Genomic DNA, 16,638 nt, shown 5'->3' on the forward strand with positions numbered 1-16,638 from the left:
CCTATCTGGAGACATCTATGCCCACCCTTTCCTTGCTGCGCAAAGTAAGCATTTGTGCGCTGATCTTACCTTTGGCTACACCAGTCCAGAGTGCCGAGGTGGCCACCATTGTGGTCAGTTCCGTGGCAGGAGGCCCGCTAGATGTCCTGGGTCGCATGTTGGCCCGCGAAGCCACTGAAACCACGGGCCAAACGATTGTGGTGGAGAACCGGGCGGGTGCAGCCGGTACGATTGCTGCAGAGGCAGTGGGCCGGGCCAAGCCAGATGGCAATACCTTGCTGCTGACACTGGATACGGTTGCTACAGCCAACCCGCATATTTACGTCAACAGCAAGTTCAAGATCGGGGAGTCCCTGGATCTGGTGTCTTTGCTGGGTACTTTTGACCAGGTTCTGGTGGTTCCCAGCAAGACCGGCATCACAACACCTGCCGAGTTTCTGGAGCGCGCCCGCGCCAAGCCCATGAATTACGGCTCGGCCGGTATGGGTTCGCCTGGGCATTTGATGATGTCGGCCTTGACGCAAGATAGCGGTATCAAGCTGGATCACATTCCGTATCGCAGCAATAGCGCTGTGGTCAATGATATGTATGGCGAGCGTCTGGACAGCGGCTTTTTGACGATTGCCGGTGTCCTGGGTCCGATCAAGGAAGGTTTGCTGACTCCCTTGGCGACTTCTGGCGGCAAGCGCAATCCTTTAGTGCCTGAGGTTCCTACTTTGGCCGAAGCAAAGCTGCCTGGATTGGAAAACTTTAACGAGAGCTTCTCGTATCTGGTTTTCACCACCAAGGGTTCGCCTCCAGAGAAGATCAAGGCATGGAACGATTTGCTCAGCGATATCGTGAAGCGTCCGTCCACCGCCGAGACTTTGCGGATGCTGGATATTCAAGCCTACGACTCATCCAAGGTTTCTCCAGCCCAATGGGTGCAGCAGCGTAACGCTCGCTGGGAACAGATTGTGCGGGATAACAATATTCGCTCTGATCAGTAATTGTTGGAATTACAGCCCCTGGTTTCAGGGGCTGTTTTTTTTGGGCTGCGTAGGTGCGTAGGTATTGCTGAGGGGAGGCTTTCTTCGTGGAGTTGCCTTGGGGAGACTCAATGCTTGATAGCGAGCCAGCTCGTAAAAAGAAGGGAGCAGGAGCAGGGAGCCGGTTAGTGCAGGTGTAGGGGTGTTCGGGCTGAGCACTTGCCGGTGCTACGCACCGGTGCCCTTGTCAGTTTGGGAATCCGGGCGCCCTGTGAACTCGCGGGGTACTTGGTCCCCCGGACCAAGTACAAACGCCCCGCTCAAACAGCACAGGGCTTGCATCCCGAATTCCCAAACTGACCGCGGCAAGTACTCTGAATCGCCCGAACACCCCTACACCTGCACCAACCGGCAGACTCACATTGCTCTGCTCCCTTCTTTTCAAGAGCCCAACTGAATGGCTCAATGCGATATGAGGTTTGCTGCTTTTACGCCCTGTTTAAGGAGTGAAAGCTATGGCGCCAGAAGTGGCCAACAACAACAACAACAACAACAACAACAACAACAACAACAACAACAACCAAAGCCAAAGCCAAAGCCAAAGCCAAAGCCAAAGCCAAAAGAGTAGCGCCCCAAAACCTTAAAGCCTCCTCCAGCATCGTAAAAAAGCTACTTAATCCCCACCCCCTTTTTCCTCAACTCCAGTCACCTCGCCTATGACCCACGTACTCAAACCAAGCTCAAAACCTGTCTGAAGCGTCCCAAGAAAAACGAAACCACCGTTCAACAAGTCCAAACCATTTCTACTCTCCAGTGCTGTTTGGGCTATGTACACGATGTTGCTTGTTTTCTTGTGGGGCCCGGGTACGGCTTGGCGGGCGAGTCAGGGCTCTTGCCGCCGGCAGAGTGCTGGGGCGGGATGCAAGGGGCGTGCTGTTTGAGGAGCACGCTTGCGGTTTGTCCGGGGGACAAACCGCGCTCCGAGTTCACGACCCGCCCGCCCTAGCACTCTGACAAGGGAACCCACGCGCAGCGTGGGCAAGAGACCCGCCAAGACAAGCCGTACCCGGGCCCCACAAGAAAACTACCCGCCACCCTCACGCAAAGCCCAAACAGCACGTCCAGAAGAAAGCCTCCTCCTGTCAAAACCAGCGCCCTCCCACTTCAAACAAGCCCTCGCATACAAGGCTCGACAAAACACTCAATCCCAATCAAGCCAACCCTGTGCCCAAGCGACATATCAATCCAAACTAATCCCAGCCTTAGTCACGATATCGTGCCAATAATCCGCCTCCGCAGGCAGTCCCTTCCGAAACTCCTCGGCAGAAACCTTGGACAGCAAATACCCTTGATCCAGCAGCTTGCTGCGAATAGCCGGATCAGCCAGAACCTTCTCCAAAGCCCCTTCAATCCTGCTCACGATCTCCGTCTCCGTCCCGGCAGGAACAGCCAACGCCCACCAGTTGCTGATCACTACGTCCTTGTAGCCCAGCTCCTCCATCGTGGGGACATCAGGCAAAGCCGGGAAGCGCTCTGGTAGGGCCACTGCCAAGGCCTTCAAACGACCTTCAGGCAGAAAAGCCGCCCCCAAACCATAGCTACTGACAAACATCTGCACTTCATTGCTCAACAAAGCCTGAATCCCCGGCGCCGAGCCTCGGTAATGAATGCCCAACATGTCGCCCTCCAGGGCCTCGGACAACTTCCAGGCCGACAGCTCCGGCGTTGTGCCTGCTCCTGGCGTCCCGTAATTCACCTGCCCTTTGCGCTGCTGAACATAATCCCGGAATTCAGCCATATTCTTGACCGGCAAATCTCCATTCACATAAACAAAAGCCGCCGCATCCGCCACCTTGTTGATCACATACAAATCCTTGAACGGGTCATAACCCATGTTCTTGTACAAGAACTGATTGATCACAAAATTATTGGTGGCTGAAAACAGCAAGGTGTAGCCGTCCGGCTTGGAGCGCGCCACCATCTGCGTGCCAATATTGCCGCCCGCGCCGGTCTTGTAATCCGTAATTACCGTCTGCCCCAGTTCCTTCGACAGTTCGGGCTGCAAGATACGGAAAATAATGTCACCCGCCGCTCCTGGAGGGTAAGGAATCACCACTCGCACAGGGTGATCGGGATAATCTGCCCAGACCGGACCTGCCGCAGCCAGACCAAGCGCAGCCACCAGGCCCACCACCGTCTTTTTAATTGCTTGCATCTTGTCTCCCCCGCGCGCCTTTTACAGGTCTATGCGCATCAAATCCGTTGCCAAGCGCAAATCGCCTTTGTAGCTTTTGCGAATATCCCGAGCCACTTCATCCAGACGCTCCGGCCCCATCAAATCAACCGGCAAATGATTGCCCGCCGCACGTTTAATCACCGGACTGGTGGAGTCGTAATGTCCAAAATGCGTGGCCACTAAACTCTTCACATTGGCTTTACGAGCGATCTCACCCAACTGCAAAGGACTGGTATGGGCAAACGTCCCTACCCCTGACTGCGCGCGATGCTTCAGGAAAGACTCCGGAAAAGTGCACTCATGTATCAGCAGATCCGCATCCTGCGCCAGGCGAATCATGGACTCACACGGAGCCGTGTCGCCACTGAACGCCACAACCTTGCCTTCAGCCTCCATACGAATACCAAAGCAGTCCGTAATTTCGCTAGGAATGTGGTCCACCACATCAATGTAGATTTTGACGTCCTCGTCCTCGTACATCAGACCTGGCTCCACCTCGAAGACCTCGGGGCGCACCGCTTCAATATTTTTCTGACGAGCCGGATAAGCCGCACGAGCCTGAATATCCACCCGGAACGCGCCATTCTCGAAGGAATGATCCACAAAATCCTGCGTGCCTTTGGGGCCAAAAACCTTCAGCTTGCCTTCACGGTTAAAAACCCAGCTGGACAGTACAAAAAAAGGCAGACCGCAAACGTGGTCATAGTGCAGATGGCTTAAAAACACCCAAGGCACATCGGCTGGATTGATATTGGCCTTCACCATCTGACGCGTGGACCCTTCGCCGCAATCAAACAGATAATTCTTGCCATTCTCCAGCGTCACCAAAATGGACGACTGAGCACGATCGGGATCTGGCAACGCAGCGCCGGTGCCAAGCATGGTTATCTTCACGTAAAACTCCTCCAAACAATAAAAACATCCAGCACCAGAACAGTGCCTTCCCTATAAAGTCATAAAGTTCTATTTTTAGGACTTTATGGAAAAAGTGTACACCTCGCTATCCAGCGGCATAACTTGGTGTTTTTACCTAGGAGTGTCGTAAAGGCGCAGCGCGCCTGGGATGGCAGTCTTAAAGGCCGGGGGTCAGCTCGGTCTGAATGCTGAGATATTTAGCGGGATAAAAGACCTGTGCCGCATAAACCAGTTGATTTGCACGGTTCACAATCAGGCGAATTACCCGCACCACAGGCATGCCTATGTCCATATTCAAATGGCGTGCTAAATCCGCATCGGCAACCCGTACGGTCAGTGTCTGACGAATAGTATGAATCTGCTCGCGAGCCAGACGATTCAGCACCAGCAGCACTGGTTCCTGACTTAATTCCGGTTGCAAGGTCTGGGCCAGAGTATTCAACACGTAGACCGTATTCAGGCTGTAAGCCACGCCATCAGCGTAATTCACACGGCTGGTCCACCAATACTCATCGGGCAAGGACTGCCCGGTAATTTCAATGGGCAAGGCTCCCAGACCATTGCCCAGCTCCACCATGACCGAATCCAGACGCGTCAGATGTTCAATCAAGGCATCCCAATTGGTGGGCAACATCAGCCAATGGTCTTGCGCGACGTCGCCAATCACAAACGTGCCCTTGCCGCGTGTGCGCTCGATCAGGCCTTCGTGTTCCAGCTCATCCAGCGCCGCCCGCACGGTAGCGCGCGAGACGCCATACTCCTGCATCAACTCTTCCAGCGTGGGAATACGCGTGCCTACCGGCCATTCGCCACGCTCCAGGCGCGCTCGCAAGGTATATTTCACCTTGAGCGACAGAGGCAATTTGGACTGTTTGCGCAGCGATGAACGTGTGGGATCGACCATACCAAGAGGCAAGCAAGCACAGGAAAGTGACAAGTCCACATCATAGCCTGCGATGAGTTAAGCCGGAGTTATCCCAAAAAGGTTTAATCTTGAACAAGCAAAGCGTTTATTTTTGCAAAAGTTGGTAAACGAAAATTAAACGGATCGGATACATTATCCCAATCATTGCTTAACTCTTGATACGAGCCCGAGCCCATGGATGTTTTGCCTTCCTCCGCCTCGCACTTGGCCCAAATTTACCTGCTCGGTACCTACCGACTGCTGGTGAAAGGACAATGCCGCGCACAAATCATTAACTACGATAAAGCGCGTATTTTATTGTCCATGTTGGCCTTGGCCCAGGGCAAGCCGATTAGTCGCAGCCGTCTGGCTGAAACGATCTGGCATGAAGATCCCATCAGTGTGGGCCGCGCTCGTTTACGCCACGCGCTGCATGCCTTGCGCCGCGCCTTTGAGGGTTGTGATCAGGCCCTGCACATTACCAATGACACCCTGGCCCTGGACCCCAGCCACACCCAGGTGGATGTGCTCAGCCTGTTGCAACACCCCAGTCAGCCATCGCTTAACGATCTGGAGCGCCTGAACCTGTATCAAGGCCCCTTGCTAGGGCAGGTAAAACTGCACCATGGCGAGCAGTTACAGGACTGGTTGCAGGATACACAGCAAAACATTCGTCAAACTCTGTCGCAATGCCGTGACCGTTACATACAGTCTGGCCTGAGCACGCTACCTACGCCGCAAGCAATCAGTTACCTTAAACGCTGGCTCCTGATCTGGCCAGAAGAAGAAAAGCTGCATCAAGAGCTGATTCGGCTGCTGAAACAGGAAGGCCAGCATGAAGCTGCCCTGCACGCCTACGAGCAGTGCTCGGTCTTGCTGGCCGACCGCCTGGGTTGCGAACCCAGTGCCCAGACACGCAGTCTGGTGGATTTGCCGGCACGCTCGATCAGCCCTGCCAAATCCTTACCCACGATGGTCTCCCTGCGCCTGCGCCCCTTGGCCGCGGTCGGCTTTTGCCTGCGCTTTGAGCCCGGTCACCGGCATGCTCGTGAGCGCGGCGGCCATCTGCTGGAACAATGTCGCCAGACCTTGCAAACCTTGATTGAACAGCATGGCGGCTGGCCCTGTGAGGCCGGTCCCAATCAGTTGATTGCCTACTTTGGCTATCCCGAGTTGCTGGAGTCACCCGTTGCGCAAGCAGCCGCATTGGCACGGGTTGCGGCAACCTTGCGCATGGATGAACACGTCAAGCTGAGCATCGCCCTCCACGCCGATCTGGCCATGGACGATCAAAGTGCTTACCCCGATCCCTGGGGCCAATTGGCACAAGTGGTGCTGCCCTTGAGCTGGGAAGCCAGCCCCGGCACGCCACGTATCAGCGTGCAGGCCGCTCTGCGTCTGGACACCAAGGATGTGCAAGGCCCGCTGGGCCGCCAGAGCGAAGCGCTGTGGCTGAATCTGAGCCCTTCCGACGCAGACCCTACGCGTTTAACCAGCCGTGTCTATGGCCGCTCGCAAGAGTTCGACCATCTGGTGCAAGCCTGGTCGCATATCGGTCCCAACCGTGCCTTGCATCACATTGCCATTCACGGTCGGGCTCATATCGGCAAGAGTCTGCTGGTGCAGTCTCTGGCGGACTATGTGCAGAAAACCGCCCACCACTGCATTGTGCTCAATTGTCGTGAAGACAAGCGCCGCGTGGCCTGGCATCCGATTCGCCTCTGGCTGCACGAGCAGATTGCCGATTACCTCACCGCGCAAAACGGCAAGCAGCGCGATCCCTTCTCCGTGCAAACCTTGCAAGAGGCACTGGAAATCAGCCCCAAACAGGCCCAGTCCCTGCATCAATGGCTAAATAGCGGCCCGGACGAGCAAGACCTGAACGAGCCTTCCACGGCTCATATGGATTTATTGTTCAATTTGCTCAGCGGCCCAGGCAATTCGCCACGCCGTCGCTTGCTGATAATTGAAAACGTGCAATGGGCCGACCCGCCTACCCAGCGCCTGATCCGCTTGCTGGCGCACACGGCACCGCGTCACCCCACCTTGCTGCTGACGACCAGCCGCAAACCCGGTCATGGACTGGAACGTGCCGAGCACCTGAGCCTGCGTACACTGGATCGCTCCAGCATCAACAGCCTGTTAAGCGGCCAACGGGGGCAAAGGCTGGCGCGCGATAAACGCAGCCGCCTGGTCCGCTTAAGCGCAGGCAATCCGGGCCATGCCAACGAGCTGCTGCGCTGCCATGAGCTCAATAGTGAATGCAGCGATGCCTTGTGCCTGACTGACCTGGTCTGCACCCAGTACCACAGCCTCCTGCCCGCAACACGCCACATCCTGACCAGCATCGCCTTGCAGGCACAGCCTATTTCCATCGACGAGCTGGCTCTGATGCTGCGCTTGGAAAACACCGCATTGAGCAGTGGACTGGACACGCTGGCGACGCTGGATCTGATCGATGTGCATGACAAGCATGTCTCCTGTCTGCCGCTGGTCTCCCAGGCACTGGAACGTGTGGCGATGCAGGAAGAACTGCGTCAGGCCCACTACGCCATCGCCCAGCACGGCATACGCCGCCGTCACGCGCCCGAGTACATTGCCCTGCATCTGTGCGAAGCGGAAAGTCCGGAAGCCGCCTTCTGGTGGCAGCGTGCGGCCCGCGAAGCGCTGGCACAGGACGACCTGCGCCAGGCCAGCCAATACCTGCAGCGCTCCTTGAACCGCAGCGAATTGATTGAAGATTTGCAGGTTCGCCAAACCCTGCAATTTGAATGTCGCATGTTGCAAGGCGCGATTGAGTCCTCGTTGTACGGCCCCGCCTCCGCCTCTACAGCCATGGCCTACGAGCTGGGCCATGAGCTGCATGACGAGCATGACTCGGATCAGGTCATGATCAGCTTGTGGACAGCCTGGACAGCCTTTCAAGCCCAGGGCAATTTCGAGCAAGCCCTGCAAAAAGCGCGCCAGTTACTGGCTCTGGCCAATGAAACCAGCCACGATCAGAACCGCAGCTGGGCCTTGTACGCCATTGGTCAGCACGAGCTGTGGAAAGGGAATGTCACCAATGCCATTCAGACGCTGAACCTGAGCCTGGCCGTATTTGATGACTTGAAGGAGCAGAACGGTCGTCAGGCCATTGCCGAGCACTTTCCTCAGTCCATTACCTTTGGAACCCTGAGTGTCGCCCTGGCCTTGAAAGGCAATATGGATGCCGCTCAGCAACATGTCCATCTGGCCTTGCAATCCTTGCGTGTGGATACCGCTTTTTCCCTGCGTGCCATTACGCACTTGTTCGTCATGCAGGCCTACTACCTGATGGAACAGCTGGAAGACTGTCAGCAAGTGGCCGAGCTGTCCTTGCAAGAGCTGCAAAAATCGCATAACCCCGAGCCCTGGTCTGCACTTAGTCGCTCGTACCTGCACTATTGCCAAGTGATGTTGCAAGGCCGAGAAACCAGTCTGCAGTCCCTGCTCGATTGCGTACAGATCGCCCAGTACGGTCTACCCATCAGCACAGATGGCCTGATGAGCCGCATTGCCCGCGCCATGATACGTCTGGGTCGCAGCAATGAAGCCATGCCCTGGCTGGACAAGGCTGCCGCTCAAGGTCTGCGTTATGACACCAATAGTCTGGGCACCGAGCTGCACTGTGTGCGCGGAGACGCCTGGATGGCGCTGGGAGAGAACGCACAGGCCTTGCAGGAGTGGAATCTGGCCGAGCAACACATGGAAAAACATGGCTTGCATCGCTACGCAGACTGGATTCAGACACGCCGACAGGCCGTGCAAAAGCTCAAGGTCTAGTCAATAAAACCAGTAACGACAAGAAAATGCCCCCAAGGATCAAGCTGACTCCTTGGGGACATTTCAGATCCGCTACCGATAATTGAATCGGCTTAAAGCAGCCACTCGATCGGCAGGATAGACAAGACGCCTACCCCGGCTCGACGCCAGATACTGGCATTCGGCTCGGAGGTGAAAAAGCGCTGGGTGCCGTCTTCGTTCAACTGAATCCACACCAGATCACCCTTTTCATCCAGTTCTACACGATAGCTGCGGTAAGGCAGGACGTCCTCAAAACTCTTGGACAGGGCTTGCGCCATTTCGGGGCTCTCGATAATAAAGCCCAGCTCCGTATTCAAATTGACCGAACGCGGATCGAAATTAAAAGAGCCCACAAACAGGCGCTTGCCGTCTACCGCAAAGGTCTTGGCATGCAGGGCCGAACCCGAGCTACCAAAAGGCCCGGAGCCGTGACGCGTAGGCTTGTCCATGGTGGGCCGCAGCTCCAGTAACTGCACCCCGGCTTCCAACAAGGCTTTACGTCGTTTCGCATAGCCTGCATGTACGGCCGTCACGTCCGTTGCAGCCAGGGAATTGGTCAGGATACGGACCTTCATGCCAGGCCGCTTCATCATGTCCTCAAAGGCCCGTACACCTGCAGCGGTAGGCACAAAGTACGAGGACACCAGGTCCACCTGGCTGGTGGGCTTGCCCAGCACATGGTCCATTTGCCAGACCATCAATTGCTCCGGGTTGACCGGGCCCAAGGCCTTGGCCGGATCATCACTGATCATGGTGGTCCGCGCCCACTGGAAATCCAGCTCACCACGCACCAAATGGCTGACCAGGTCCGACTCACGCAGCACCTGCTGGTAATCCTTGGCGCGTGGTTGCGCTTCGGCTTCCTGCAACTTGGCCTGAAACTTCATCAGAGCTTCCGAACCACCCGTTTTGATCAGGCTGTCCACCGGATAGGCCGATTGACTGGCCCAGTAACGGTCAAAATCCTTGGAGACGTCCTGCACCACCGCGCCAATCGCCATCACATCCAGATCCGCAAACAAGACGTCCTGAGTCGCACCGAAGTACTCATCGCCTACATTGCGCCCACCAATAATGGTGACCTGGTTATCCACGGTAAAAGACTTGTTGTGCATGCGCCGGTTCAGACGGGAAAAGTCCGTCAGAAAACCCAAAGGCTTGGGCCAGCGCAGCACAAAGGGGTTGAACAGCCGTACCTCGACATTGGGGTGAGCGTTCAGAGCGGCCAAGATATCGTCCAGCCCGGTGATGCCGTTGTCATCAATCAACAAGCGCACACGCACGCCACGTTCGGCAGCCTGCAATAAGGTGCCCAGCATCAAGGTGCCGGTGGTGTCGCCCCGCCAGATGTAATACTGCACATCCAGCGTTTTTTGAGCGGCAAAGGCCAACAAGGCACGGGCAGCATAGGCATCGTGCGGATCGAACAAGGGATAAATGCCTGTCAGACCGGGATGCTCCTGTGCCATGGGGGCCACAGCCTGTCCAATCATGGTTTCCTTGGCCTGATCCAGCGGCAAAGCCTCGCTTTGGCTACGTCCTTCCAGCGAAGGCAGGGCACAGCCTGTCAGGCCGGCCAGCAAGGCCCCACCCGCCATCAAGCTGCGCCAGAAAAAGGACGGCGCTTGTCCCGTAGAACGAGGAATCGTCGGCTTTTTGGCGGGGTCGATTTTCATGAAGGCATCTCTGTGGACATGGACATCGCTCAACATAGTAGCACCGCCCTCGGGGCCAAGCCTGGGCATGTTTCGCAATCAATACTTGCAGCAAGTGACAGGGCGGACAACAATAAAGCATCCGCCCATTCTTTAAACTTGAAATAAAAGTAGCATGCCCCCCGCAACATCCCCCGCCTTACTGCCCCGTCACCTTGCCATTATGTTGCTGTTAATGCTGGGCAGCTCCTTCGCCGCCAACCATATCGCGGCCAAAGTGGCGCTGGACCATGGCACCGGGCTGATCATCTCGGTTATTTTTCGCTCGGCCGCGGCCACCCTGGCCTTGAGCATGCTGCTGATCTGGCGCAAGCAAGCCCTGTATGTGCCCCGTCAGTATCTGGGCTGGCAACTGATGCTGGGCGGGCTGATCACCATGCAGTGCATGCTGATTTATTCCTCCATTGCCCGTATCCCCGTCGCCTTGGCCTTGCTGGTGGCCAATATGTACCCGATTCTGCTGGCGCTACTGACCTGGATACTGGGCGGGCACAAACCCACGCGCAAAACCTCCATCATCATGGTGGCAATTCTGATCGGCCTCTTGTTGGCGCTGGACGCTCCCAGTCTGATCAAGGGCGCAACGCTGGATGGGCAGTGGGTCCTGGGCGTGGTGTGCAGCCTGCTGACCGCCCTGACCTTTGCGATTGGCCTGTGGATTACAGAAAATAAACTGGCACCCTTGCCCGGCCTGGTACGCAGTTTCTGTACCATCAGCCAAACTTTGGTCTGCCTGATTGCACTTAGCCCTCTGGGACTGCTGCCCGGTGGCTCTTCGCTGCCCCACGACGCTGTAGGCTGGATTGCCCTGTCGCTGGTCTGTGTGCTGTACACCACGGGCTTTGTGACCCTGTTTGTGCTGGCTCCCCGCCTGGACATGACACGCAATGCGCCCTTCATGAATATGGAGCCGGTGGCCTCGCTGATTCTGGGCTGGCTGATTCTGAAGCAGACCTTGAACTCCACCCAATTGCTGGGTGGAGCGGTGGTGCTGAGCGGGATTGTGGCATTGGCCTACCAGCGCGCCCCACGCAAGTAAGTCTCAGGCTCTGGACAGAAGGCGCTGCCAAACACGTGGCAGCACCTCTATCAAATCCTCCGGAATCAGTCCGGGACCAAACTCCAGGGCGGCCTGTGAATGCAGCCAGACAGCCGCCCCCGCCGCTTCAAAGGCAGGCATGCCTTGGGTCAGCAAGCCACAGACCAGACCCGCCAACACATCCCCGCTGCCCCCGGTGGCCAACCACGGCGGTGCGCAGGCATTGATCAAGGCCCGCCCATCGGGCGCGGCAATAACAGTATCTGCTCCCTTCAACACCAGCACGGCACCACATTGCGTAGCAGCCAGTCGCGCTGCCTCCAGGCGATCCGGCGCTTCCTCAAAAACGCGGGCAAACTCGCCCGCGTGAGGGGTCAGCACGCACTGCTCATGCAAGGCATCCCATAACTCCTGGGGCTGTGCTGCAAAGCTGCTGATGGCGTCCGCATCCAGAACACAAGGTCGCCCCGTTGCCAGCAAAGCCAAAGTCAGGCGACGGGTTTCCTCACCCAATCCCGCACCCGGCCCCACCAGCCAGGCGCGAATGCGCTCGTCCGTGGTCAAAGTGTCATCCAAGGGGGCCACCATGATGCTGTCCAGCGCACCGGCGTACACCGACCAGACCGAGGGCGGCACAGCCATGCTGACCAGTCCGGCTCCTGCGCGTTGTGCTGCACGAGCCGCCAGACGGCTGGCTCCGGTCATCCGTTCGCCCCCAACCACCAAAGCGTGCCCACGCGTGTATTTATGGCTCTGGGCGCCCAACTGCGGCAGATGAGCCTGCCACAAGGCAGGTTCATTCAACCAGGTATTGGCCTCTTGCAAGGCCGGCGCTGGCATACCGATTTCGGCCAGCTCAAGCTTGCCGCACAAGGCACGGCCCGGATACAGCACATGGCCCGGCTTGTAGCGCACAAAGCTGACTGTCACCGTGGCAGGGGCGACCACACCGCGCACCTGCCCGCTGGCCCCATCCAGGCCCGATGGCACGTCAATGGCACATACAGGAACCTTGGAAGCCGCCAAAGCCTGAATCAAGGCAGCTGTCTCGCCCTCTACATCACGATCCAGGCCTGCTCCCAGCAAACCATCCACCACCACGGAAAAGCGTCGAAAGTCCGGGCACTGGCTTTCCCAGCGACCCTGCCATTGCGTTTGCGCCCAGGCAGCCGTTCCCTGCCGCACAGACGGGTCCACCAGACTGAACACGGAAACCACCCGCCCCTGCTCGCGCAGAATCTGCGCCGCCACCAGAGCATCTCCACCGTTATTACCCGGCCCGCACAAGAACAGCACCGCTCCTTGCGGCCAGTGGCGCTGCACGGTACGCGCCACCGCACTGGCAGCGGCCTGCATCAATTGCTCGATGGATACCCCGAAAGCCGGAGCGGCTGCATCCATGCTGGCGCACTGTGCCGGACTGTACAGGGCCTGTTTCCCGGGCGCGGCACTCAGGGGCAAAAAACCATATTGGGACACAAAGGGCATGGCAGGCTCACAAAGGCAGAAATCAAAACGTCCCTACGCTGCACGGGCTGGTCACCCGCTGGCGGCCTGCTGAAAACAGAAGGCGTCAGGTCCTGGGCGGCCCGGAGACAAAAAAAGAACGGGTCGCCGCCCGTTCTCTTATCTTAGTGCGAAAAGTCTGAATGCAGAACTGTCGCAACAGCCACCCTCTAGGCCGACGGCTGTTCTTGTCTATCCTTGACAGAGCCGACGGACAGCTCACGCGGTACCTCCACCCCGTTCTTGATCGCAATGATCTCGGCCATGATGCTGACGGCAATCTCTGCCGGGGTCTTGCTACCTATATACAAGCCAATCGGACCTTTGAGCTTGTCGATTTCCTCGGCCGTCAGATCAAAGTGCTCGGCCAGGCGTTCGCGCCGGCTCTGGTTATTACGTCGCGAACCAATCGCCCCCACATAAAAGGCACTGCTCTTGAGCGCCTCCAGCAAGGCCATATCATCCAGCTTGGGATCGTGCGTCAGGGCCACAATGGCCGTACGCCGATCCGGCACGCAGGCAATGACCTCATCATCCGGCATGCCCTTAACTACACGCGCACCCGCTACGCTCCAGCCTTGAATATGCTCGCTGCGCGGATCGCAGACCGTCACATCAAAGCCGTTGAACAAGGCAATGGTCGCCACGTACTCGGACAGTTGCCCACCACCGATCAGCAAGAGCCGATAGGACGGGCCAAAAGTCACAGACAGGCAATCTTGACTTAAATGCAAGGCAGCCGGAACACGGGTGGCACTGCCCCAGGCACGGCCAGTTTGCAGATCCACATGACGTTTCACCAGATGGCGCTGCTCCAGCAAGCTCAGCAATTCCGACAGGGCTTGCGGGCAGGGATTGAACTCCACCAGCAAACGGATCGTGCCACCACAAGGCAGGCCAAAGCGATGCGCCTCATCCGCGCTGACGCCATACGTCAGCATCTGAGGACAGCCATCGCCATGCAGGCGCTTATCCGCCCCCGCGGGGTCGTGATAGGCACGGATCAGGTCGTCCTCGATACAACCACCCGAGACCGACCCGACCACCGCCCCACCTTTTTCCAGAGCCATGATGGAGCCCTCTGGACGGGGGGACGAGCCCCAGGTCTGCACAACCGTAACCAAAATGGCATCACGTCCTTGTGCGCGCCACTCGTGCAACTGGCGCAATACCCTGACATCCAGGCTCTCCATATGTGTCTCCAGTCTTTCCTGTGTTTATTTGAATACCGGCATACCGCCACCCTCGCCCGAATCATCAAACGGATTCAGGTCGGCACCGTATTCGTCCTGCATTTCGATCGTGACTGTATTGGGATCAACTTGGGCGCCCGTTCCCTTGTAATGCGTCACCATGCCAGGGAACAACAGCACCACAGCAATCATCACGATCTGGATACAAATAAACGGTACGGAGCCCCAGTAAATGTCGCCTGTGGCCACACCCGGAATCTTTTTCTTGGTCACTTTATCGATGTAATCATCCTTGGGCGCCACCGAACGTAAATAAAATAGTGAGAAGCCAAATGGTGGATGCATAAAGGATGTTTGCATATTAACGGCTAAGAGCACGCCAAACCAGATTAAATCGATGCCCATCTTGTCGGCCACCGGCCCCAGCAAAGGCACGATGATGAACGCCAGCTCGAAGAAATCCAGGAAAAAGGCCAGTACAAACACCAGCACACTGACCAGAATCAGGAAGCCATATTCGCCGCCAGGCAGGTCAATCAGCAGGTGCTCCACCCACAAGTCGCCATCCACGCCACGGAAAGTCAGCGAGAAGATGGTGGAACCGATCAGAATGAACATCACGAAGCAGGACAGCTTGGCCGTGGTATCCATGGCTTGCTTGAGCAAATCAGTGCTCAAACGACGACGGCTGACCGCCATCAGAATGGCACCGACTGCGCCCATCGCACCGCCTTCCGTGGGGGTGGCAATACCCAGGAAAATCGTGCCCAGCACCAGAAAGATCAGGCCCAGGGGCGGGATCATCACAAACACCACGCGTTCTGCCAGCACCGACAGCAAGCCCAGCTTCAGCCATTTGTTGATCAGGGCCAACACGAACGCCACACCACCAACCAGCAAGATGCAGATAATGACTTTCTCATCTACGGGGCCGTTGGGGTCAACCCAAAATTCGTCCAAGATATAACCGGCCACCAGCGAGATCAGCAGCAGCACACACAAGGAGCGCGCACCCGAACGGCCATTGGCCTCCGAATAAGTGCGATGTTCGGCAGGAATCGGTGGCACATCCTTGGGACGCAGCACGGCCAGAATCAGGATGTAAAGCAGATAAGCGCCTGTCAGCACCAGACCAGGCACCATGGCACCGCGGTACATATCGCCTACCGAACGGCCCAACTGGTCAGCCAGCACAATCAGCACCAGCGACGGCGGAATAATCTGCGACAAGGTGCCTGAAGCGGCAATCACGCCCGTGGCCAGTCTGCGGCTATAACCGTAGCGCAACATGATGGGCAAGGAGATCAGGCCCATGGAGATCACCGAGGCTGACACCACACCTGTGGTTGCAGCCAGCATGGCACCCACAAACACCACGGCAATGGCCAGACCACCAGGCATGGAACCAAACAGCTGACCAATCGTATCGAGCAGGTCTTCTGCCATGCCGGAGCGTTCCAGAATCAGCCCCATGAAGGTAAAGAAGGGAATGGCCAGCAAAGTATCGTTGGCCATGATGCCAAACACACGCAGCGGCAGCGCCTGGAACAGGGACCAGTTGAACAGGCCCATTTCCACACCGATCAGACCGAACACCATACCGTTGGCGGCCAGCGCAAAGGCAACCGGAAAGCCCAGCAGCAAGAAAACAATCAGTGACGCAAACATCACTGGCGCCATATTGGCGACAAATAAATCCATCATGATCTGGTTCAGCCTTTGTGTTGATGCGCTAACTTGGCCTCGGCTTGCCGAGCAATTTCTTCAGCCAGCAGCTCTTCGGGCGATTTTTCCTGCAACTTCTTGTTGGGGTTGGGGCAGGCACCGCGCAAGAAACCAATGCACTTGATCAGGTGCGAGATCCCCTGCAGGGAAATCAGGGCAAAGCCGATGGGAATAATCAATTTGGCGGGCCAGCGAATCAGGCCGCCGGAATTAGAGGACACTTCCTGAGTCAGATAGGAGTCCATGAACACCGGCCAGGACAAGGCCATGATGGCAATACAGGCCGGCAGCATGAACAGCACCACACACATGGCTTCGATCACAATCTGCTTGCGCTCGGACAGGCGCGAGGCCAGCACGTCCACACGCACGTGCTCATTGCGCAAAAAGGTATAGCCGCCCGTCAGCAGGAACAAGGCGCCAAACAAATACCACTGCACCTCCAGCCAGGCATTGGAGCTGGAGTCAAAGAACTTGCGCGCGATGGCGTTATAAGAGCTGATCACGACAACCAGCAAAACCACCCACATGACCACCCGGCCACATAGCTGATTCAGGCTGTCGATCGCCCTGGATAGTTTGAGTAAAGATTGCATCAATCCCCCAGATTTT

Annotated in this window: 12 protein-coding genes; 3 read left to right on the forward strand and 9 right to left on the reverse strand. The window is 57.1% G+C overall.

Annotated features, from left to right (window positions below; all coding sequences use genetic code 11):
- Positions 1–17 precede the first annotated feature (17 nt).
- Positions 18–989 carry a Bug family tripartite tricarboxylate transporter substrate binding protein gene (locus tag OSH04_RS14210; RefSeq protein WP_266108727.1) on the forward strand — a complete coding sequence of 324 codons (972 nt, stop codon included), beginning with the start codon at positions 18–20 and terminating at the stop codon, positions 987–989.
- Positions 990–1,456: 467 nt separating this feature from the next.
- Here the strand turns inward: OSH04_RS14210 and OSH04_RS14215 are convergent, their stop codons facing one another.
- The 4 genes from OSH04_RS14215 to OSH04_RS14230 all read right to left on the reverse strand — a co-directional run bounded on the left by OSH04_RS14215 (position 1,457) and on the right by OSH04_RS14230 (position 5,023).
- Entirely contained in the window at positions 1,457–1,627 is a 171-nt protein-coding gene (locus OSH04_RS14215) for a hypothetical protein (RefSeq protein WP_266108728.1), read from the reverse strand.
- Between the two features lie 581 nt (positions 1,628–2,208).
- A complete protein-coding gene (locus tag OSH04_RS14220) occupies positions 2,209–3,183 on the reverse strand; it encodes a Bug family tripartite tricarboxylate transporter substrate binding protein (RefSeq protein WP_009464016.1) in 975 nt (324 codons plus the stop codon).
- Positions 3,184–3,204: 21 nt separating this feature from the next.
- Positions 3,205–4,098 (reverse strand): MBL fold metallo-hydrolase, encoded by an 894-nt coding sequence (locus OSH04_RS14225; protein ID WP_035273671.1) that lies wholly within the window; start codon positions 4,096–4,098, stop codon positions 3,205–3,207.
- A 178-nt stretch (positions 4,099–4,276) separates the two neighbouring features.
- Entirely contained in the window at positions 4,277–5,023 is a 747-nt protein-coding gene (locus OSH04_RS14230) for a GntR family transcriptional regulator (RefSeq protein ID WP_009464020.1), read from the reverse strand.
- A gap of 195 nt (positions 5,024–5,218) precedes the next feature.
- Between OSH04_RS14230 and OSH04_RS14235 the strand changes: the two genes are divergently transcribed.
- The gene (locus OSH04_RS14235) at positions 5,219–8,827 is read left to right on the forward strand and encodes a BTAD domain-containing putative transcriptional regulator (RefSeq protein WP_266108730.1); all 3,609 of its coding nucleotides are present in this window, start codon (positions 5,219–5,221) and stop codon (positions 8,825–8,827) included.
- 92 nt (positions 8,828–8,919) lie between these two features.
- On the opposite strand, the gene OSH04_RS14240 is transcribed toward OSH04_RS14235, so the two are convergent.
- A complete protein-coding gene (locus OSH04_RS14240) occupies positions 8,920–10,524 on the reverse strand; it encodes a phospholipase D family protein (protein ID WP_035273666.1) in 1,605 nt (534 codons plus the stop codon).
- A 154-nt stretch (positions 10,525–10,678) separates the two neighbouring features.
- Between OSH04_RS14240 and OSH04_RS14245 the strand changes: the two genes are divergently transcribed.
- Entirely contained in the window at positions 10,679–11,602 is a 924-nt protein-coding gene (locus OSH04_RS14245; protein WP_022983297.1) for an EamA family transporter, read from the forward strand.
- A gap of 3 nt (positions 11,603–11,605) precedes the next feature.
- On the opposite strand, the gene OSH04_RS14250 is transcribed toward OSH04_RS14245, so the two are convergent.
- The 4 genes from OSH04_RS14250 to OSH04_RS14265 form a co-directional block, all read right to left on the reverse strand.
- On the reverse strand, positions 11,606–13,090 hold the full coding sequence (locus OSH04_RS14250; protein ID WP_266108732.1) for an NAD(P)H-hydrate dehydratase: 1,485 nt from the start codon (positions 13,088–13,090) through the stop codon (positions 11,606–11,608).
- A gap of 188 nt (positions 13,091–13,278) precedes the next feature.
- Positions 13,279–14,301 (reverse strand): XdhC family protein, encoded by a 1,023-nt coding sequence (locus OSH04_RS14255; RefSeq protein ID WP_266108733.1) that lies wholly within the window; start codon positions 14,299–14,301, stop codon positions 13,279–13,281.
- A 24-nt stretch (positions 14,302–14,325) separates the two neighbouring features.
- The gene (locus OSH04_RS14260; protein WP_250757253.1) at positions 14,326–16,002 is read right to left on the reverse strand and encodes a TRAP transporter large permease; all 1,677 of its coding nucleotides are present in this window, start codon (positions 16,000–16,002) and stop codon (positions 14,326–14,328) included.
- Positions 16,003–16,013: 11 nt separating this feature from the next.
- Entirely contained in the window at positions 16,014–16,622 is a 609-nt protein-coding gene (locus tag OSH04_RS14265) for a TRAP transporter small permease subunit (protein WP_179136468.1), read from the reverse strand.
- Positions 16,623–16,638 lie beyond the last annotated feature (16 nt).

Origin of the sequence: Alcaligenes nematophilus (assembly GCF_026344155.1) — a bacterium.
GTDB classification, from domain to species: Bacteria; Pseudomonadota; Gammaproteobacteria; order Burkholderiales; family Burkholderiaceae_B; genus Alcaligenes; species Alcaligenes phenolicus.